At 68.6% G+C, this 19169-nt stretch carries 23 protein-coding genes and 1 pseudogene; 15 read left to right on the plus strand and 9 right to left on the minus strand.

Annotated elements, in window-relative coordinates:
- The 8 genes and pseudogenes from AB0L60_RS29000 to AB0L60_RS29035 all read left to right on the plus strand — a co-directional run.
- Positions 1-93, plus strand: a pseudogene (locus tag AB0L60_RS29000) (1,4-dihydroxy-2-naphthoyl-CoA synthase); the annotation flags it as partial.
- 40 nt (positions 94-133) lie between these two features.
- On the plus strand, positions 134-523 hold the full coding sequence (locus AB0L60_RS29005) for a VOC family protein (RefSeq protein WP_364620074.1): 390 nt from the start codon (positions 134-136) through the stop codon (positions 521-523).
- Positions 524-619: 96 nt separating this feature from the next.
- A complete protein-coding gene (locus AB0L60_RS29010; RefSeq protein WP_364620077.1) occupies positions 620-1861 on the plus strand; it encodes an inorganic phosphate transporter in 1242 nt (413 codons plus the stop codon).
- 9 nt (positions 1862-1870) lie between these two features.
- Positions 1871-2140, plus strand: a complete 270-nt coding sequence (locus AB0L60_RS29015; RefSeq protein ID WP_364620080.1) for a hypothetical protein — start codon at positions 1871-1873, stop codon at positions 2138-2140.
- Positions 2141-2234: 94 nt separating this feature from the next.
- Positions 2235-2528: a DUF3349 domain-containing protein gene (locus AB0L60_RS29020; RefSeq protein WP_364620470.1), complete on the plus strand. Its 294-nt coding sequence runs from the start codon at positions 2235-2237 to the stop codon at positions 2526-2528.
- 109 nt (positions 2529-2637) lie between these two features.
- Complete coding sequence (menE, locus tag AB0L60_RS29025; protein ID WP_364620473.1) at positions 2638-3774, plus strand: o-succinylbenzoate--CoA ligase; 1137 nt, start codon at positions 2638-2640, stop codon at positions 3772-3774.
- A 144-nt stretch (positions 3775-3918) separates the two neighbouring features.
- Positions 3919-4929 (plus strand): ATP-binding cassette domain-containing protein, encoded by a 1011-nt coding sequence (locus AB0L60_RS29030; RefSeq protein ID WP_364620082.1) that lies wholly within the window; start codon positions 3919-3921, stop codon positions 4927-4929.
- Positions 4926-5765 carry an ABC transporter permease gene (locus tag AB0L60_RS29035; RefSeq protein WP_364620085.1) on the plus strand — a complete coding sequence of 280 codons (840 nt, stop codon included), beginning with the start codon at positions 4926-4928 and terminating at the stop codon, positions 5763-5765. The genes AB0L60_RS29030 and AB0L60_RS29035 overlap by 4 nt, the downstream gene beginning before the upstream one ends.
- 40 nt (positions 5766-5805) lie before the next feature.
- On the opposite strand, the gene AB0L60_RS29040 is transcribed toward AB0L60_RS29035, so the two are convergent.
- Positions 5806-9378, minus strand: a complete 3573-nt coding sequence (locus tag AB0L60_RS29040) for a BTAD domain-containing putative transcriptional regulator (protein ID WP_364620088.1) — start codon at positions 9376-9378, stop codon at positions 5806-5808.
- 215 nt (positions 9379-9593) lie between these two features.
- Between AB0L60_RS29040 and AB0L60_RS29045 the strand changes: the two genes are divergently transcribed.
- Complete coding sequence (locus AB0L60_RS29045) at positions 9594-10049, plus strand: SRPBCC family protein (protein WP_364620091.1); 456 nt, start codon at positions 9594-9596, stop codon at positions 10047-10049.
- 70 nt (positions 10050-10119) lie between these two features.
- Entirely contained in the window at positions 10120-10989 is an 870-nt protein-coding gene (locus AB0L60_RS29050) for a 1,4-dihydroxy-2-naphthoate polyprenyltransferase (protein ID WP_364620094.1), read from the plus strand.
- Between the two features lie 17 nt (positions 10990-11006).
- On the opposite strand, the gene AB0L60_RS29055 is transcribed toward AB0L60_RS29050, so the two are convergent.
- The 3 genes from AB0L60_RS29055 to AB0L60_RS29065 all read right to left on the minus strand — a co-directional run bounded on the left by AB0L60_RS29055 (position 11007) and on the right by AB0L60_RS29065 (position 12270).
- Positions 11007-11387, minus strand: coding sequence for a phage holin family protein (locus AB0L60_RS29055; protein ID WP_364620096.1), 381 nt, complete (start codon positions 11385-11387; stop codon positions 11007-11009).
- A 71-nt stretch (positions 11388-11458) separates the two neighbouring features.
- The gene (locus tag AB0L60_RS29060) at positions 11459-12049 is read right to left on the minus strand and encodes a Clp protease N-terminal domain-containing protein (protein WP_364620099.1); all 591 of its coding nucleotides are present in this window, start codon (positions 12047-12049) and stop codon (positions 11459-11461) included.
- Positions 12049-12270: a hypothetical protein gene (locus tag AB0L60_RS29065; RefSeq protein WP_040813561.1), complete on the minus strand. Its 222-nt coding sequence runs from the start codon at positions 12268-12270 to the stop codon at positions 12049-12051. Before AB0L60_RS29065 ends, AB0L60_RS29060 begins: the two co-directional genes overlap by 1 nt.
- A gap of 272 nt (positions 12271-12542) precedes the next feature.
- Here AB0L60_RS29065 and AB0L60_RS29070 point away from each other — a divergent pair, with 272 nt between their 5' ends.
- Positions 12543-13493, plus strand: a complete 951-nt coding sequence (locus tag AB0L60_RS29070; protein WP_364620103.1) for a helix-turn-helix domain-containing protein — start codon at positions 12543-12545, stop codon at positions 13491-13493.
- On the opposite strand, the gene AB0L60_RS29075 is transcribed toward AB0L60_RS29070, so the two are convergent.
- Both AB0L60_RS29075 and AB0L60_RS29080 read right to left on the minus strand, forming a co-directional pair.
- On the minus strand, positions 13465-14550 hold the full coding sequence (locus AB0L60_RS29075) for a PLP-dependent cysteine synthase family protein (RefSeq protein WP_364620106.1): 1086 nt from the start codon (positions 14548-14550) through the stop codon (positions 13465-13467). The two genes, AB0L60_RS29070 and AB0L60_RS29075, sit on opposite strands and share 29 nt — an antisense overlap.
- Complete coding sequence (locus AB0L60_RS29080; RefSeq protein ID WP_364620108.1) at positions 14547-14858, minus strand: DUF4229 domain-containing protein; 312 nt, start codon at positions 14856-14858, stop codon at positions 14547-14549. The genes AB0L60_RS29075 and AB0L60_RS29080 overlap by 4 nt, the downstream gene beginning before the upstream one ends.
- 250 nt (positions 14859-15108) lie before the next feature.
- Between AB0L60_RS29080 and AB0L60_RS29085 the strand changes: the two genes are divergently transcribed.
- Both AB0L60_RS29085 and AB0L60_RS29090 read left to right on the plus strand, forming a co-directional pair.
- Positions 15109-15342, plus strand: a complete 234-nt coding sequence (locus AB0L60_RS29085; RefSeq protein WP_051152909.1) for a BldC family transcriptional regulator — start codon at positions 15109-15111, stop codon at positions 15340-15342.
- A 69-nt stretch (positions 15343-15411) separates the two neighbouring features.
- Complete coding sequence (locus AB0L60_RS29090; RefSeq protein ID WP_364620113.1) at positions 15412-15600, plus strand: hypothetical protein; 189 nt, start codon at positions 15412-15414, stop codon at positions 15598-15600.
- A 92-nt stretch (positions 15601-15692) separates the two neighbouring features.
- Here AB0L60_RS29090 and AB0L60_RS29095 read toward each other — a convergent pair whose 3' ends face one another.
- A complete protein-coding gene (locus AB0L60_RS29095; RefSeq protein ID WP_364620116.1) occupies positions 15693-16094 on the minus strand; it encodes a Dabb family protein in 402 nt (133 codons plus the stop codon).
- Positions 16095-16204: 110 nt separating this feature from the next.
- On the opposite strand from AB0L60_RS29095, the gene AB0L60_RS29100 reads away from it, so the two are divergent.
- The gene (locus AB0L60_RS29100) at positions 16205-16831 is read left to right on the plus strand and encodes a TetR/AcrR family transcriptional regulator (RefSeq protein WP_364620119.1); all 627 of its coding nucleotides are present in this window, start codon (positions 16205-16207) and stop codon (positions 16829-16831) included.
- Here AB0L60_RS29100 and AB0L60_RS29105 read toward each other — a convergent pair.
- Positions 16819-17397, minus strand: coding sequence for a TetR family transcriptional regulator (locus AB0L60_RS29105; protein WP_364620122.1), 579 nt, complete (start codon positions 17395-17397; stop codon positions 16819-16821). The two genes, AB0L60_RS29100 and AB0L60_RS29105, sit on opposite strands and share 13 nt — an antisense overlap.
- Positions 17398-17488: 91 nt before the next feature.
- Between AB0L60_RS29105 and AB0L60_RS29110 the strand changes: the two genes are divergently transcribed.
- Complete coding sequence (locus AB0L60_RS29110) at positions 17489-17911, plus strand: hypothetical protein (protein ID WP_364620125.1); 423 nt, start codon at positions 17489-17491, stop codon at positions 17909-17911.
- A 60-nt stretch (positions 17912-17971) separates the two neighbouring features.
- On the opposite strand, the gene AB0L60_RS29115 is transcribed toward AB0L60_RS29110, so the two are convergent.
- A complete protein-coding gene (locus tag AB0L60_RS29115; RefSeq protein WP_364620127.1) occupies positions 17972-19162 on the minus strand; it encodes a Rieske 2Fe-2S domain-containing protein in 1191 nt (396 codons plus the stop codon).
- Positions 19163-19169: the final 7 nt, after the last annotated feature.

Raw genomic sequence — 19169 nt, forward strand, 5'->3', positions numbered from 1 at the left:
CTGGCCTACATGACCGACGAAGCCGTCGAGGGCCGCGACGCCTTCCTCGAAAAGCGCGAACCGGACTGGAAGCCCTACCCCTGGTACTTCTGAACCCGGACCGCAGCAAACCGCAAGCTGTCATGCTGCACTCATGGAGATACTGAGCAGTCGGGTAATCCTGCGGCCCCGCGACTACAAGCGGACGGTCGAGTTCTATCGCGATGCGCTGGAGCTGGCCATTGCCCGCGAGTATCCGGGTGGGACGGTGTTTTTCGCGGGGCAGTCACTGATCGAGGTGGCCGGGCACGGGCGCGCGGACGATGCTCCGAGCGGGTTCGCCGGCGCCATCTGGCTACAGGTGCGCGACTGTGACGACGCCGCCGCGGAACTCGCGCTGCGCGGGGTCATCATCGACCGCGCGCCCGAGCGCGAACCGTGGGGCCTGATCGAGATGTGGATCCGCGATCCCGAGGGGACGCCGCTGGTGCTCGTCGAGGTACCGGCGAATCACCCGCTCCGGCGCGACACCCGGGGCGACTGAGCGCGGCGGATCACCCCTTAGCACGGCGGTAACTGTGAAATGCGTCCGGGGGCACCGGTTAACGGAGCGTAAAGAGCATGACGCAAACTGATCGGTGTGTCTGCCGAACTGCTCGTTCTGCTGATCGTTGTTTGCACAGCCTTGGCATTCGACTTCACAAACGGATTTCACGACACCGCGAACGCGATGGCCACCTCCATCGCCACCGGTGCCCTCGCCCCGCGTACCGCCGTACTCCTGTCCGGAGCACTGAATCTGGTCGGTGCGTTCCTCAGCGTCGCCGTCGCCGCCACGGTCGCCGCGGGCATCGTCGACCTGTCGGAGGTGAGCGGCCGCGCCCTGCTCGACATCGTCTTCGCCGGACTGGTCGGCGGCATTCTCTGGAATCTGTTCACCTGGTTGTTGGGTTTGCCGTCGAGTTCCTCGCACGCGCTGTTCGGTGGTCTCATCGGCTCGACCATCGCGGCGCTGGGCCTGCACGGGGTGATCTGGACGGCGGGCAGCAAGGGTGTGCTCGCCAAGATCATCATCCCGGCCCTGCTCTCCCCGATCGTGGCGGCGCTGGTGGCCTCCATCGCCTCCTGGGTGGTGTACCGGATCACCCGGGACAGCAACGAGAGGACCGTGACCCGCGGCTTCCGCTGGGGACAGATCGGCACCGCCTCCCTGGTCTCGCTGGCGCACGGCACCAATGACGCGCAGAAGACCATGGGCATCATCTTCCTGGCGCTCATCGCGCACGGCTCGGCCAAGGCCAGCGATCCGCTGCCGCTGTGGGTCATCGTGTCCTGCGCCATCGCCATGGCCGCCGGCACCTGCCTCGGCGGCTGGCGCATCATCCGCACCCTGGGCAAGGGCCTGGTCGACATCGTGCCGCCGCAGGGCTTCGCCGCCGAATCCACCAGTGCGGCGATCATTCTCACCTCGGCCCACTTCGGCCTGCCGCTGTCCACCACCCAGGTGGTGACCGGATCCATCCTCGGTTCCGGCATCGGACGCCCGGGCGCGGAGGTGCGCTGGGGCGTGCTCGGCCGCATGGTGGTGGCCTGGGTGCTGACCCTGCCGCTGGCCGGCGTGGCGGGCGCGATCTGCTGGGCCATCCTGCACGGCATCGGCGGCACGGCCGGTGTGCTGGTGGTGCTGGCGCTGCTGATCGCCATGGCCGCGTTCATCTGGCTCCGGTCCAAGCGCGCGGTGGTCAACTCGCACAACGTCACCGAGGAGTGGGGTGGCGCGGCGGACCCGGCCACCTCGAACGGTCGCAGTGCGAACTCCGCTGCTCCCCGCGGTGCCGGCCCCGCCGCTCCGCGCAATGACGACACCGTCGGAATCGGCTAGGAGACCGCGATGCACACCCTGCTGCACAACCTCTCCGACCTGTGGCGAGTCGTGCTGGCCGCCTTGATCTTCGGGGCCGGGCTGCCGACCGTGTTCGCCGTCGGCATCCGCTTCCGCTCCCAGGTCGACGACGGTGCGACCGGTGCCACCCGGACCGCCGCCCTGGCCGCGTCCCTGCTCTGCTTCGCGGTGGTCATGATCGCGGTGGTCGCCGGTGTGCTCTTCATCGCACGCGGCTTCCTGGCCTCCCGACTCGGAATTCACCTGCTCGGCGCGTGACGCCGCCTCATCGAAAGGCACGCTCGTGAGCACCCCCGAACGAACGAACCAGGCCGCCGCCGACCCGGCCCGCACCCCGCCGCCGCGTCAGAACGTGCTGCAGAAGGTGCTGGACTGGCTGAAAGCCGGATACCCGCAGGGCATTCCGCAGTCGGACTATGTGGCGCTGCTCGCGGTGCTGCACCGGCGGCTCACCGACTACGAGGTGCATCTGGTGGTGGAGCAGCTGATCCGCGAGCGGGTGGCCGTCGCCGATATCGAGCGCGGCGACATCGAGGCGGCGATCGCCCGAGTTGCCAAGGAGCAGCCCGGCGAGGACGATATCGCTCGGGTGGCCTCCAGGCTCGCAGCCGGTGGATGGCCGCTGGCGACACCGACGTCCGACTGACCGCACGAGACCCTGCAGCATCGACATCCGGCCGCCGACCCCAGCGCGCGCCGCCACCCCACGGAATGACACGATCGCGAACGTGAGCAATACCCTCCGAATCCTCCCCATGCCCACCGGCGCAGCGGTGGGCGATGTATTGCCGCATCTGCGGGAAGCCTTGGAGGGCAACGGCCCGGCCTGGCTTCCGGTTCCCACCGCCGACCGCCGCGAGACCCAGCGCCTGAGCGGCAGCCTGCGCCCCGGCGAGGAGATCGACGACGACGTGGCCCTGGTGGTCACCACCTCCGGCACCACCGGAAACCCCAAGGGCGCCATGCTCACCGCGGCCAATCTGCGGGCCAGCGGCGACGCCACCCACGAGCGCCTGGGCGGGCCCGGACAGTGGCTGCTGGCCCTGCCGACTCACCACATCGCGGGCATCCAGGTGCTGCTGCGCAGCATCCTGGCCGGGATCGAGCCCATCGTGCTGGACGTCTCCGGCGGCTTCCTGCCCGAAGCCCTGGTCGGCGCGATCGCGAGCATGCGCGGACCGCGCCGCTACACCTCGCTGGTCCCCACCCAGCTGATCAAGGCCCTCGACGAGCCGGCCGCCACCGCGGCGCTGGCCGGCCTGGACGGCGTGCTGGTCGGCGGCGCGGCCACCCCGAAGCCGGTGCTGGACCGGGCCCGCGCGGCGGGCATCAAGGTGTTCCGCACCTACGGCATGAGCGAGACCTGCGGCGGCTGTGTGTACGAGGGAGTACCGCTGACGGGCACCCGGGTACGGATCGAGGACGGGCGGGTGCTGCTCGGCGGCGACACCATCGCCAAGGGCTACCGCAATATCCCCGACCACCCCGCCTTCGCCGAACCCGGCTGGTTCCGGACCGAGGACGCCGGTCACCTCGACAATGGCGTGCTGACCATCACCGGCCGCCTCGACGAGGCCATCATGACCGGTGGCCTGCTGGTCATCCCCCAGGTCGTCGAGGCCGTCCTCATCACCCACCCGGCCGTCTCCGAGTGCGTGGTGCTGGGCCTGCCCGACGACCGCCTCGGCCAGCGCGTGGCCACCGCCATCGTCCCCGCCCCGGGCGCCACCGCGCCGAGCCTCGACGAACTGCGCGACCACGTGGTCGCCGAACTCGACGCCATCGCCGCCCCGCGCGAACTGGCCGTGCTGGACGAACTTCCGTTGCGGGGCCCGGGCAAACCCGACCGCGCCAAACTGCGACAGCTGCTGCTGGCGGATTCCACGCACTGAACGCAGCGGTCCGGTCCGCTTGCACCACGCTGATGGCCACTTGCACCGCAGCGATGGCCGCTTGCGCACAGGTGCTCACCTCTTGCGCGGAGCACGCAATCGCCATGCAAGGGGGGTGCAAGGCAAGCCCCGCAGGGTGTAGCCATGACTTCTTACACACCTGCTGAGACTCTCGCCATCGAGGCGGACGGCTTGGTCAAGGTCTTCGGGGAGCAGCGGGCCGTCGACGGCGTGAGTCTCGCGGTGCCGCGGGGGGCCGTCTACGGCGTGCTGGGACCCAACGGGGCCGGCAAGACCACGACCATCCGCATGCTCGCCACCCTGCTCCGCCCGGACGGCGGCAGCGCCCGCATCTTCGGCCGCGACGTGGTCGCCGAGCCCACGGCGGTACGGTCGCTGATCGGCGTCACCGGCCAGTACGCGTCCGTCGACGAAAAGCTCACGGCCACCGAGAATCTGGTGATCTTCTCGCGACTGCTGGGCCTGTCGAAGACCGAGGCGCGGCGCAAGTCGGCCGAGCTGCTCGAGGAATTCGGCCTGACCGAGGCCGCCGACAAGGCGCTGGAGAACTTCTCCGGCGGCATGCGGCGCCGCCTGGACCTGGCCGCCAGCCTGATCGCGCGGCCGCCGCTGCTGTTCCTGGACGAGCCGACCACCGGCCTGGACCCGCGCACCCGCGCCCAGATGTGGGACACCATCCGGCGGCTGGTGAGCGAGGGCTCGACCGTGCTGCTCACCACCCAGTACCTGGACGAGGCCGACCAGCTGGCCGACCGGATCGCGGTCATCGACCACGGCAAGGTCATCGCCGACGGCACCTCCGATGAACTCAAGTCCTCGGTCGGGCTGTCCGCGCTGCAGCTGACGCTGACCGACCGCGACCGCATCGAAGCGGCCCGGATCGTGGTCGGCGAGGTCCTCTCCCGCGCGGCGGGCCGGATCGTCGAGGCCACCATCAGTCCGGAGGCCGGACGCATCACCGCGCCCCTGCCCGACCCCAGCATCACCACCGACATCCTGATCCGGTTGCGCGAGAACGACATCCGGATCGACGAGATCAATGTCGCCAAGCCGAGCCTGGACGAAGTGTTCTTCGCACTCACCGGGCACGCCGCCGAGGACGACACCGACGACACCGAACGGAGCGCGGCATGACCACGACTCTCTCCGCCCCCGCCGGGCGGCACGCGGCCACGGTCGCACCGATTCCCGAAGTGAGCAACCATATTCCGTTCCGGCAGACCGTGGCGAACTCGTTCACCATGGCCTACCGCGGACTGCTGAAGATCAAGCACAATCCCGAACAGCTCTTCGACGTCACCGTCCAGCCCATCCTGTTCACGGCGCTCTTCGCCGGGATCTTCGGCGGGGCCATGGCGGGCAGCGTGAGCGCCTACCTGCCGACGCTGATCCCCGGCCTGCTGGTGCAGACCGTGGTGCTGACCTCGGTGGTCACCGGCACCCAGCTGCGCGAGGACATGGACAAGGGCGTCTTCGACCGCTTCAAATCCCTTCCCATCGCCCGCATTTCGGCACTGTCGGGGGCGCTGCTGGCGGACATGGTCCGCTACGGCCTGGCCACGGTGCTGACGGTCGTCATGGGCATGATCCTCGGCTATCGCCCGCACGGCGGGTTCGTGGCCGTGGTGGTCGCCGGTCTGCTGGTGGTGTTCTGCTCCTTCGCGATCAGCTGGATCTGGGCGCTGATCGGCATCACCGGTAAGAGCGCGCCCGCGGTGCAGGGCATCTCGATGATGATCATGTTCCCGCTGACCTTCATGTCCGGCGCGTTCGCCCAGGTGTCCACCATGCCCGGCTGGCTGCAGGGCCTCAACAAGGCCAACCCGATCTACTACATGGTCAATGCGGCTCGAGAGCTGATGAACAGCAACGTCTACAGCTCGAACGTGGCGTACTCGATCATCGGCTCCATCGTCGTGATCGCGATCTTCGCCCCGCTCGCGGTGAAGGCGTACATGCGCCGCGCCTGACGCGGCCGCTCGCCCCGCGGTTGGGACGCCCGTCCACCGGTCACCGGTGGGCGGGCGTTTCGCGTTGGGTGCCGCCGATCGCCCTCAGGTGAACCATGATCCGCTCGGCGGCCGTGCGACGCCCCAGTCCCGCAACCGAATTCAGCGCGGCGGCGATCCGCTCCTCCCCCACCGCGGCTCGGTGCAGGTCCAGGTGCCGCCGCCACTGCATCGACGGATAGTCCTGGCGGCCGAACACCTTCGGCGTCAGGAGGATCAGTTCCAGACCGCGCTCGACGTGCTGCCCGGTGGCGAGCAGATAGGTGCCGATCGCGCAGCTCATCGAGCCGATCTGCGGTAGATCCCAGAACTGGCCGCCGATCACGCGGACCGCGACATCGGCGAGTTCCCCCGCGGTCCGGTGCACCTGCTCGACCCGGCCGGACAGCACATGGGCATCGATGACGGCGGATACGAAGATCAGGGTCGCCGGGCCCGGCATTCCGACATTGTGCGGCCAGTCCATCAGCGCGGGCACCTGCCGGAAGCGACGCAGCCCGGTGTCGATATCCCCTTCGGCGAGTTCGATTTCCGCCAGTGCGGCCGCGACGGCGGCGATCCGGTGGTTGGGCTTGGTCACCGGTGCGTCGAGGGGCAGGTCGCCGACCACCCCGAGGGCCGGTTCGAGGACCTGCCGGGCCGCCGCGGGCTGCCCGCTGCCCGCCAGCGAGATGGCCAGCAGGCCGCGGACCTCCACGGCTTCGTCCCAGGCCCGCAGTTCCTCGAGCAGCTCGACCGCCCGCCGGTAATACCCGACCGCCTCGGTGTAGCGCGCCGACTGGCCGTGCATGCTGCCGAGGTGCTGCGTGGTCATGGCGGTGCCCCAGGTGTCCCGGTCACCGCTGATGCGCATGGCGATCTCGGCGTCCTTGATCGAGCGGTAGGCCATGCCGTTGTTCTCGCACAGGTTCGCGCGCAGCAGCAGGGCCGCGAGCCGGGTCTGTTCATCCGGCGACCGCACGCCCGCGCTCAATCTCCGGGCCAGCTGGGTGGTGTTGCGGGACCGGGTGATCAGTTCGCTGAGATACCGTGCGACCGGGCTCATCGGCGCGCCCGACGCCAGAATGCGCCGGATCGTGATCCGCACCCGCCCCACCGCGCGCAGGTCGGAGGCGCCGAACATGAGGTGCATGCCGAGCATCAACTGACCGTGAACGTAGAGGTCGGTCTCCGCCGCGACCGTCGGAAAGGTCGTGGGCGGCAACGCGATGACGCGCGGCGACCAGCTGATCAGTTCGGCGTGCGCGCCGCGCAACACCCAGAGTCCCGCCAGGGTCGGGAACACCGTGTGCACGGTCTCGGGATCGTGCCGCTCCAGCGCGTAGCGCAGCACGGCGATCAGGTTGTCCATGTCCGCGCTCAGGGCCAGCACCGCCGACACCTGTTCGGTGGTGTCGTACCGCTGTGCGGTGTCGACCGCGAATTCCCTGGCCCACTTCGACATTCGGTCCATGACCAGGCCGGCTTCGCCGGTGGAGGCCAGCTGCTCCTCACCGAACTCGCGGACGGTCTCCAGCATCCGATAGCGGGTGCCGCCCTTCTCGTCCTCCAGCACCGTCAGCAGCGACTGGCTCACCAGACCGTCGACGGCCATGGCGGGTTCGTCGATCTCCGGCCCGGCCAGCAGACATTCGGCGGCGGCCAGCGTGAATCCGGCGGGAAATCGGCACAGTCGGCGCAGCGCCACCCGCTGTGGCTCGTCGAGCAGGTTCCAGCTCCACTCGATCACCGCGTGCAATGTGCGATGCCGCTGCGGAGAACTGCGATCTCCGCTGCGCAGCAGGGCGAATCGATGGTCGAGGCGGGATTCGATCTCCTCGACGCTCATGGTGCGCACCCGCGCCGCCGCCAGTTCGATGGCCAGCGGCAGTCCGTCGAGGTTGCGGCAGAGCCTGGCCACCACCTCCGGATCCAGCCGCACCGAGGGGCGCACCGCGCGGGCCCGCGCCTCGAACAGATCGGTGGCCGGTGACCCGGCGGCGTCGATGGTCAACGGCGGCAACGGATACACCGCCTCGGCCGTGATCTCCAGCGGTGCGCGGCTGGTGGTGAGCACGGTCAGCTGATCGCTCACCCCGACCAGATCGGCGACCACCTCGGCCGCCGGTTCGATGAGGTGTTCGCAGTTGTCGAGGATCAGCAGTACCGGGCGCGCCCCGAGGGCCTCCCGCAGTTTCTGCCGGATATCGCGGCCCCGCACCTGCCGCAGCACGTTCGTCTCCCACACGACATCGGCCACGCCGAGGGTGGTCGCGATGGCGACCTCGATCTCGTCGCGGGTTTCGGCCGCACCGTCGGATTCCGAACGCAGCGAGGCCAATTCCACCATCATCACCGCGGTCTCGTGCGCTATCCGCGCACCCAGTTCGTTGGCGATCCGGGTCTTCCCGGTCCCGCCCGGACCGAGCACGGTGACCACCCGCGAGGACCGCAGGATCTCCTCCAGTGCTGCCAGATCGGCCTCCCGGCCCAGCAGCGGATTCGGTGCGGCACGCAGTCCGATCGCGTTCTCGCCCGCCAGTTCTCGCGCCTCGGCCGCCCGGGCGGATCCCGCGGCACGGCCCGCGGTGCGCGCGTGGCCGGACGCGCGGCCATCGATCGACGCCACCTGTCCGTTCGCCGCGGAACGATCACTGCCGAAACCGATCCCACCGGCCACGCCGGGCACCACGGCCAGTCTGTGCTCGGCGCCGGCGGGCCCATCCGGCCGGACGCCGCTGTCGGCCGAGGGCGCGAATGCGGCGGGCCGGACCACCCCGGATTCGGGCGCTGTCGCCGAATATCCTTGCGCGCCGGCAGCACCGCCGATCGATGCCACCGGCTGCCCGGGCAGCGGTTCACCGCGCAGGATCGCGGTATTCAGGGCGACCAGCGCCGGGCCCGGGTCGGCGCCGAGCTGGTCGACCAGCCGGGTACGCAGGGTGGCGAAGACGTCGAGGGCCTCGGTGGTGCGGCCGGCCCCGGCGAGCAGGCGCATGAGGGTGCCGTGGGCGGGCTCGTCCAGCGGGTCGGCGACCACGGCCTGCTGGGCCAGTTCGATGGCGGCGGGCAGGTCACCGACGGCTTCGCGGGCGGTCAGCTCCAACGCGTCCAGCGCGCGGCGGCGGGTGGCCGCCAGGGTGGCGAGTTCCTCGGCGACGGGACCGGGCGGCAGGTCGGCGGCGGGTTCGCCGCGCCAGAGCGCGCGGGCCGCGGCCACCAGGTCCAGGCAGGCGCGGCCGTCACCGACCGTATGGGCTTGGCGGGCTTGCCTTTCCAGCTGCTGGGCCAGCGACAGATCGACCTGCTCGGGTGCCAGGACCAGACGGTATCCGGCGGGACCGATTTCGAGTGCGCCCTCCGGCAGCGCCGAGCGCAGTCGCGAGACCTGGGTGTGCAGCGCGTTCATGGGCGCGCGCGGCGGGTCCTCACCCCAGATGTCGTCGATGAGCGCCTGCGCGCTGCGACTGCGGCCGGGGTGCACGGCCAGTGCCGCCACCAGCAGCCGGGCCCGCGCGCCGGGTACGGCGGCCAGCGCACCGTCGCGGCGGAGTGCGATCTCACCCAGCAGCGCCACCAGGGTCGAGTCGCCCACGTTCGCCACCCGCGCGCTTCCCGTGCTGCTCGAACTGCCGTTGTGCGAATTCATTCCTTGCCAATCGTAGGTGAGCCGGCGGGCGGTCGCCGGATGCGCACGGCCGGTGCCGGGCCGTCGCACGGGACCCGTGCTTACCCGACGCGCCGGGCCCGGCTCAACCGGTTTATCGACGGCAAGGCCCATTCGGCGTCGGCAGCGCTTACCCTCATGCCATGGCCGAATTCGACATTCACCGGCAAACGGTCGTCAAGGCCGATCCCGCACAGGTCCAGGCGCTCGTCGACGACTTCCGCCAATGGCGCAAGTGGTCGCCGTGGGAGGACACCGATCCCGCGATGGAGCGCGTCTACAGCGGGGCCGATCGCGGCATCGGCGCGCGCTATTCCTGGAGCGGCAACCGCAAGGCGGGCCGCGGTGATATGGAGATCACCTCCGCCACCTCCGACGCCATCGGCATCAAGCTGCATTTCGAGAAGCCGTTCAAGGCGACCAACCACGTCACCTTCGAATTCCGCCCGCAGGGCGACACCACCGCGGTGACCTGGCGCATGACCGGCACACAGAACGGCCCGATGGCCATCATCGGGAAACTGTTCCCGATGGATCGCCTGGTCGGCAAGGACTTCGAGAAGGGGCTGGCCCAGCTCAAGGCCGCGGCCGAAAGCTGACCGGGGCCGGCGTCGGCCCGCGGATACTCGGGCGGGCGCGGCCACCGACTCTCGCACTAGGCTGCCAAGCATGGCTACAGCAGCACAGTGGATCGAGGGCGCTCGGCCGCGCACCCTCCCGAATGCCATCGCCCCGGTTCTGGCGGGCACGGGGGCGGCCGCCTCGATCGACGGGTTCGTGTGGTGGAAAGCGATACTGTGCCTGCTGCTTTCGGTGGCGCTGATCATCGGCGTCAACTACGCCAACGACTACTCCGACGGCATTCGCGGCACCGATGACGAGCGGGTCGGCCCGCTGCGGCTGGTCGGTTCCAGGCTGGCGGCTCCGGCCGCGGTGCGCAATGCCGCCATCGCCTGCCTCGCGGTCGGCGCGGTCATCGGCCTGGTGCTGGTGATCACCAGCGCCTGGTGGCTGCTGCTGGTGGGCGCGGCCTGCCTGGCGGGGGCATGGTTCTACACCGGCGGCCGGAACCCGTACGGCTACAGCGGTTTCGGTGAGATCGCGGTGTTCGTGTTCTTCGGCCTGGTGGCGGTGCTGGGCACCGAGTTCGTGCAGGCCGGGCGGGTGGACTGGGCGGGCCTGGTGTGCGCGGTGTCCGTCGGCGCGTTCTCCAGCGCGGTGCTGGTCACCAACAACCTGCGCGACATTCCCACCGATACCGAATCGGGCAAGCTCACCCTGGCGGTGCGGCTGGGCGACGCGCACACCCGCACCCTGCACATGGTGCTGATCCTGATCCCGTTCCTCGCGCTCGCACTGCTGGTCTGGCGCAGCCCGTGGAGCCTGGCCGCGCTGGTCGCGCTGCCGCTGGCAATCCGCGCCAACGAGCCGGTGCGAACCGGCAAGAACGGTCCGGGATTGATTCCCGCCCTTGCCGGTACCGGTCAGGCGATGCTGGTCTGGTCGGCCGTGGTGGCCGTGGCGCTGGCCGTCGTCTGATCGACGGCCGGCCGATCTCAGTCCTCGTCCGGGACCAGGACGCCGAGCACCCAGTTCACCAGCGAGATGATGATGCCGCCGAACACGGCGGCCCAGAAGCCGTCCACGCGCAGGCCGTAATCCGTGGTGCCGGTGATCTTCGCGGTCAGCCACAGCATGAGCGCGTTGATCACCAGCAGGAACAGGCCCAGCGAGACCACGATGAAGGGGAACGAGAGCACCTTCACGATCGGTTTCACCAGCGTGTTCACCAGGGCGAACACCACCGTGATGGCCGCGATCACCAGGATCTTGCTCTGGGTGGTGTCCTCGGGGGTCTTGATCTCGATGCCGTTCACCCAGGCGGCGGCCAGCCAGATGGCCACCCCGTTGATCAGCAGACGTATCAGTAGCGTCATGCCCCGATCGTAGGGCGAGATCAACTCGCGGGCCGGACATCCGGGTAGGGCGGTCGCTACGCGGGGCCGGATCAGGCCGCGCGGTCGAGATAGCCGGACACCGCAGCACGCAGGACGCGCATCGCCTCGTCGTCGCCGAGCAGGCGGCGGGTGACGGCATTGGGCGCGCGCAGCACGGCCAGCATCATGTGCCCGGCCTCGATGCGATTGTCCTTGCGCGACACCGCTTCACGCAGGGACAGCTCGATGACCTTCTTGGAGTCCTTGGTGAAGGGAATGTGGCCGCGCGGGCCGCCCTCCGCGCCCCAGTACTTACCCCAGCGCGATTGCTCGGCGGGCACGGCCGCCTGGTCGAGGGCGTTCTCGCCGAAGGTGGCCTCCAGGCTCTCGCGCACGGCGTCGAGGTCGATGCCGATGGAACGCAGGGCGGCCGCGTCCTCCGCACCGAGCGGCTCGCCGGTCCGCTCGCGGGCCACCGCGTCTCGCACGCCGTCGGCGGTGAGACCGTGTGCCGCAAGGACTTCCCGCAGACCATGGTCGGGGCTGACGAGCAGACCCAGCAGCATGTGCTCGACCTCGATGGTCGACGAGCACAGGTCGCGGGCCTCCTCCTGGGCCATGACGACCGCGTGCCTGGCCGCCTTGTCGAATCGTTCGAACATCAGCGGATACCGCCCTTCCGGTTGTACTTCTGGTGGACCGCCTGCCGGCTGACCTCGAGCGCGTCCGCGATGGCCTGCCAGGACCAGCCCTGCTTGCGGGCATTGCCGACCTGAATGGCCTCGAGCCGCTCGAGCAACCGGCGCAGTGCCAGCACCGCGCGGAGCCCGACCTGGGGGTCGGGGCTGCCGGCGGCGGCCGCCAGAGTCGTTGCTTCACTCATGAGTGTCAATTTACGTTGACACTCGCGGCACGTCAACGAAAATTGACACAATCGGAGAGATGTTCGCCGACGGCAGTGCGTAGTCGCGCAACAGGCCGAAAGCCGCAGGCTCCCAGGCGCTCACGACCCCACCCCGCACTTCTGATTTGTTGTTGCTTCAAACTATTGGAGCAGAACGGAAGGCCGCATCGCCCACACCCGGGGACCGTGCGGGTATCCGTCGGCAACCGCGCGTGTACCTGACGGCCATACAAGTAAGGTCTGCCCAAGCAATGGATGGAGTTCCCACGTTCGGCGAATACATTCGCCAGCGCCGCACCACCGCGAATCTCACGCGTCCCCAACTGGCCTGGCTGGCCAACCTCTCGGTCCCCTACCTGACCAAGATCGAGGGCGGGGCCACTCCGTCCCGGCGGGTCATCGAATCCCTCTGCACCGCACTGAAACTGCCGCCGGCCGAATTCGAGTACGCGCTGACGCTGGCCGAGGGGCCGCTGCCGCGCCTCGAGGCCGACCACCCCGCCCCCGCCGACCAGGAGTACCTGGATCTGCTCAACCCCGCCATCGGCGCGTACATCACCGAGCTCTGGGACACCGTCGCCGCCAATGCCGCACACCAGGAGTACTTTCCGGAACTCGTCCCCGGGGTGAACTACCTGGAGTGGCTGATCTTCAATCCGATCTCGCGCACCGTCATGGTGAACTGGGATGCCGAAGTGCGAATGGCAGCCGGTCGGTTTCGTATGCAGCTGGCCCGCAGCGACGATGACGAGCGCGGCCGCCAGATCCTGGGGAAGTGCCTCACCGATTCGGACTTCGCACTGCTGTGGCGCTCCGACACGGTCGCCGGCGAGCGCACCGATCTCACCAAGCTGGTGCGCGAGCCGCGCACGCTGGCCATCACCGAGTTGCGCATCAATATGTGGCGCACCCAGTCGAGCCTGCAATCGTGGCTCCTGATGCTCGGCACCACGGTCGACCGACCGACCGCGGCGACCCGTCCGGTGGTCCGGGAACGCCCCGAAACGTCAAGGCCTATTAACGCTTCTGGGGGCCCCGCTACCCCGTCGAGACGCACGAAAAACGCTGCGCCCGCTAACGATCCGATCCCAACCAAGCCACTTCAGCAAATAGATAGCAATCTTTCGATGGGTGATGAACCGATATCAGCCGACCCGTCGTGCCGTGCGAAAACTATCCCGACCAAGTACCGGTGGCGATGAATTCGGTCAGCACCGCGGTGGGCTCGGTCAAGCTCAGCCCCTGGTCGGCAACCCATTCGTCATTGAAATAGGTTCCGGCATAACGGTCTCCGCCATCACAGAGCAGCGTCACCACACTGCCGGTACGGTTCGCGGCGATCATGTCGGCAATCAGGGCAAAGGCCCCCCACAGATTGGTGCCCGTGGACCCGCCCACGCGCCGGCCCAGCACCGCGGTCGCGTGCCTGGCGGTCGCCACCGAGGCCGCGTCGGGCACCTCGATCATGCAGTCCACCACGCTCGGGACGAACGACGGCTCCACCCGCGGCCGCCCGATGCCCTCGATCCGGGACGGCATTCCGGTCTGATAGCCCAGGTCGTCGACCTCGTAGCCGCCGTAGAAGGCCGAGTTCTCCGGATCCACCACGGCCAGCCGGGTCGCGTGCCGCTTGTAGCGCAGGTAGCGGCCGATGGTCGCGCTGGTACCGCCGGTCCCCGCGCCCACCACGACCCACTCCGGCACCGGATGTGCCTCCAGGGTCATCTGCTGGAAGATGGATTCGGCGATGTTGTTGTTACCTCGCCAGTCGGTGGCCCGCTCGGCATTGGTGAACTGGTCCATATAGTGGCCGCCGGTCTCGTCCGCCAGACGTGCTGCCTCCGTATAGATATCCGGTGGGCGTTCGACCAGGTGACAGCGACCGCCCTGGGCCTCGATGAGCGCCAGCTTCTCCGGCGAGGTCCTGGCCGGGACCACGGCCACGAAGTCCAGACCCAGCATCCTGGCGAAATACGCCTCGCTGATGGCCGTCGACCCCGAGGATGCCTCCACCACGGTGGTGCCCTCGGTCACCCAGCCGTTGCAGATGGCGTACAGGAACAGCGATCTCGCCAGGCGGTGTTTGAGACTGCCGGTCGGATGGGTGGATTCATCCTTCAGATAGAGCTGGACGCCCCACTCCGGCGGCAGGGGATAGCGCAGCAGATGGGTGTCCGCGCTGCGCTGGGTATCGGCGTCGATGAGCCGGACCGCATTGTCGACCCAGTCCCTGGGTGCGCTGCGATCGCAGCGTTTCACTGCTCGTCCTTGCCCTGCAGTCTCGACATCAGTTGGTCGCGGTCCCGGCGGCGCTTGGCGTCCACCGCCGCGATGTCCTTGTTGACCTGGGTACGCAGCTTCTTGAACAGCAGCAGCGACAGCGGCATCGCGATGAGCAGCCCGAACAGCAGGGCCACGATGAGGGGGATGGCCACTTTCACCACGGCGGCGACGCCCATGATGATCGCGGTGATGACGGCGACCAGGCCGAGCCGGGCCACCGTGTAGATAGCCAAACTGCGCGCCAGGCGGCGGCCCGCACCTTCGGGCCGGTTTGCATCACTCACGCAGACCAGCGTAGGTGACGGGCGTTCGGGCGCCGCCGCGGCCCTCGCCCGGCAGAAAATCAATCCGACCAGCCCGTATGTCGCTGGTAATTCGCTGCATTAGAGCCAAAAGTGACCGTAAACACATAACGGATATCCGTTTTGTCTATTACTTCCCCTTTACCAAAGCGAGACCGTTCGAACACCCAGGGGGTCCAGTGCAACGATGTCGCTACTGATGAGGGATCTGTCGAAACGGAAAGGTTTGCGAATGACTGCGTTCACCGCGGCGAGCCGCGCATTGGGTTCCGTCAACGGCCAGGACACTCTGCTCACCCCAGGCCAGGTCGCTGCCCTGTTCCACGTCGATCCGAAGACCGTGACCCGCTGGGCTCACGCAGGTCGGCTCGGCTCCCTGCGGACTCCGGGCGGCCACCGCCGGTTCCGCGAATCAGAAGTTCTGCAACTCCTGCGGTCCCTCACCACCGAGGCCACCCGCGTGTAACACCTATTTCCCGCTTCAGGTGCCGCGGGTACGCACTCGGATTACCCTCGTTGTCAGGAGGTGAGCGACGTGACGTACCTGTTGGCACTCATCGCGGTAGTGGCCATCGCGATGCTGTGCTGGAAGGCTTTCGGACCCCAGCGATCGGCCGGCACCGGCCCAGCACGCACTCGGCGCAACCGCGTTATCGGTCCCGAAGATGATCCGGATTTCCTCGCCAAGCTCTCCCGGGAGCATCGTGACGGCGAATCCACCTGAATGACCGAAGCTCGCCAACCAGATAGCCATATAGACAGATGTGACCGTCCCCCGCGGACCTGCACCAGCGGACCCACGGGGGACGTGTCGTTTCACGCGAAGGCCACCTCGGGAATGGTGGCCATGAGCTCCTCCCATTCCGGATACATCTCGACCTTGCGCAGATGCAGCGCCTTGATCTTCTCGGACAGCTCCGGGTCCGGATCATCCGAAATATCCGGGCCGATCACCAGTTTCGCGAAATGCGGCGCGATCTCCGGATCCCCGGCCAGGTGCACCGGGTCGTGCAGATACCGCTCCAACGCGGCCAGATCCTCGATACCCACGCAGTAGGCATGCGTGAGGCCCTCGGCCGGATCCCCCAGGCTCTGCCCGACCGTCGCGAAACTCACCGACTCCACCGACGCGGTGCGGCGCATGGCCGCGAGCACCTCGGCCCGCTGCTGCTCGGTGGACTCGTCGCGGAATCGGAACCGCAGGACGTGAACGATCATGCCAACTCCTTCATTTGAACTGAACAGTTCAATATTTCGAACCAGATGATTCAGTAGACAGGATTGAACCCATGAGTTCAATAGGGCGGACAAGCCAGTAAGATGGCGAGGTGACCACAGCGAAGGCGAGCCGCGGCCGCATCGACAAGCGGGAGGCCATCCTCACGGCGGCCCTGACGGTGTTCGCGCGACGCGGCTACGCCCAGTCCTGTGTGCAGGAGATCGCCGACGCGGCATCCGTCGCCAAACCGACGGTCTACAACCACCTCACCGACAAGGAAACCCTGTTCCGCGCGGCGATGTCGGCGGCCGCGGACACGATCGGCGAGCAGGCCCTGGGCGCGCTCGAACCGCTGCGCGAGCCCGGCGACGATCTGGCCGCCGCCTTCGGCGCGACCGCCGCGCTGCTGCTGCAGGCCTGCTCGGGCGAGCGCGCGCTCGCCCTGCACCGGCTCACCTACGCCCAGGCAGGCGACTTCCCCGATCTGGTCGATACCGTCCTGGACCGCACCACGATTCGGCTCCGCGACGCGCTCGCCGACCGGCTGGCCCGGCTCGCGCTGGCCGGGCGGCTGCGCCACGGCGACCCGGCGGTCGCCGCCGAGCAGTTCCTGGCGCTACTGAGCGGTCCGCTGGAAGCGCGCTCGCGCCAGGGCAATCGGGCCGTCGCCGCCGCCGAACTCCGAGCCGTCGCCGACGCGGCCGTGGACACGTTTCTGCGCGCCTACCGCCCCTGAGCGCCCGGCGCGAAGCGGTGGCGGACGAGATCCGTTGCGGCGCGCACCATTCGATCGAAGGGCTCGATCTCGCCCGCCGCGCGGCAGAGCACGTGCGCGCCCTGCAGCAGGGTGAGCAGGGTGGTTGCCAGGTCCGCAGCCGTGGCCGGGTCCGCGCCGGCGGCGGTCAGGCGCTCGGCGAGAGTGGTTGTCCAGGAATCGAATACGGTGGCGGCCACGGTGCGCAGGTCGCCGCTGTCGGGGTCCACGGTGACGGCGGCGACGGCGCAACCCGCCCCGTCGGCCGAGGCGGCCACCACCGGGCGGACCAGAGCGAGGAAGGACTCGACGAGAGTCACCGGGTCGGAGGCCGGTAGCGCGGCCAGACGCTCGCGCACCTGATCGCCGTTGCGGGCGGCGGCCGTCGCCACCAGTTCGGCCTTGCCGCCGGGGAAGTGGTGGTAGATCGCGCCGCGCGCGGCGCCGCTGGCGTCCAGGACCGCGGTGAAGGACATGCCCGCGACACCCTTCTTCTGCAGCGCGTCGATGGCCGCGTCGATCATCCGATCCCGCGTGGTCGCCGCCATTCTTCCTCCCACCATTGACTAGTACGTCCATCCTAGTACACACTCGACTAGCTAGTACGTACGTACTAGCCCCTCGAGAACGGAGAGCCCAGTGCCCATCACCGTGACCGCACCGCGCGGCGTCCTCACCGCCCGCGGCGAACGCGAGATCCTGCCCGCCCTCACCGCGGCCCTGGCCGAGGTCAGCGGCGGCGCCGGCAATGACTTCTTCACCGGAATCATCGGCGGCAGCGTGCACCTGCTGCCGCCGGAGGACATCTACGCCGGCGGCGAGAACCGGCCGATCGTCATGGTCGAACTCAAGCTGCCCAATATCGGCCTGCCCGACCCGGACGCCCGCGCGGCCTTCATCACCGCGGCCACCGACATCGTCGCGGGGCTCACCACCGCGGGCCATCGGCGCGAGGACATCTGGGTCAATATCCTCAATGCCCTCGACGGCGCCTGGGGCATCGGCGGCCGCGCCTACACCGGCGAGGCGCTGATCGCGGCGGTCACCGCGGCCGCCAACTGACGACGGTCCGGGTGGGCGCGCAGCACGCGCCCACCCGGACCGTCCGGAACCCGATCCTCGTCAGTGGCTGACGGCATCCTCTTCCGCCTTGCGCCTGAGGTTTTCGGCGACCTCCGCCTCCCACGCCTCATTGGCCTTGGTAGTGTCGACCTCGAACTCGAAGCGCTGCACCGACTTCGGGTCGATGTCGGCGACGTCCACATAGAACTGCTCGTACCAGCGGCGCAGCTGGTAGACCGGGCCGTCCTCCTCGGTCAGCAGCGGATTCTCGATCTTGGACTTGTGCTTCCAGATCTCGACATCCTGCAGGAAGCCCTCACCGATACCGACCGTCATCTTCTTCGCGATCCGATCGGCCGCGACATCGTCCACACCCTGCGGCTTGCGCACCGACATGCCGTACTGCAACACGAACGCGTCCTGCGAGATCGGGTAGTGGCAGTTGATCAGCACGGTCTCGAGCTCGAACCCGCTGTAGTTGTTGACAAGCGGATTCACCATGTAGGACGGCCCGAAGTACGAGGCCACCGACTTCAGCGTCGAGTTGCCGCCGTACTGCGTGGCCATGCCCTTGTCCGGGCGCGCCGTGGAGTCCAGGAACTGGGTGGCGACGTGGCCCTCGAAGACGTTCTTGAAGAACGTCGGATACGCGTAGTGGATGTAGAAGAAGTGGGCCATGTCCACGACGTTGTCGATGATCTCGCGGCAGTTGGAGCCCTCGATCACCATGGACTCCCAGGTCCACTCGGTCCAGCCGTCGGCGAGCCCCTCGGTGCCCTTGCCCTCGGCATCGGTGTACGGGCCCTCGATGTAGGGGATCGTCACCTCGTCCGGCGGCGGATTGCCCTCGTGGTCGTGCCACACGAAGAGCTGGTCGTTGCGCTCCAAGGTGATCCACGACCGCGTCCGCGCCAGCGGCGGCACCCGCCGCGCGTACGGAATCCCGGTGCACTTCCCATCGCCGCCCCAGCGCCAGTCGTGGAACGGGCAGGCGATGGAATCACCTTTGATCTCACCCATGCTGAGGTCGCCGCCCAGGTGCCGGCAGTAGGAGTCGAGCACGTGCAGCTCACCCTTGCTGTCGGCGAAGACCACCAGCTTGGTCCCGAAGGCGGAGATCTGATGCGGCTTCCCGTCCCGGAACGACTTCGCGAGCCCGAGGCAATGCCATCCGCGTGCGTACCGCGTGGGCGCCTCGCCCACGTCGATCTCCCGCACCTTCCGAACCCGACCCTGCGGCGCCACTGCCATGACGAGC

Origin of the sequence: Nocardia sp. NPDC051981, assembly GCF_040680715.1 — a bacterium.
Classification (GTDB): Bacteria; Actinomycetota; Actinomycetes; order Mycobacteriales; family Mycobacteriaceae; genus Nocardia.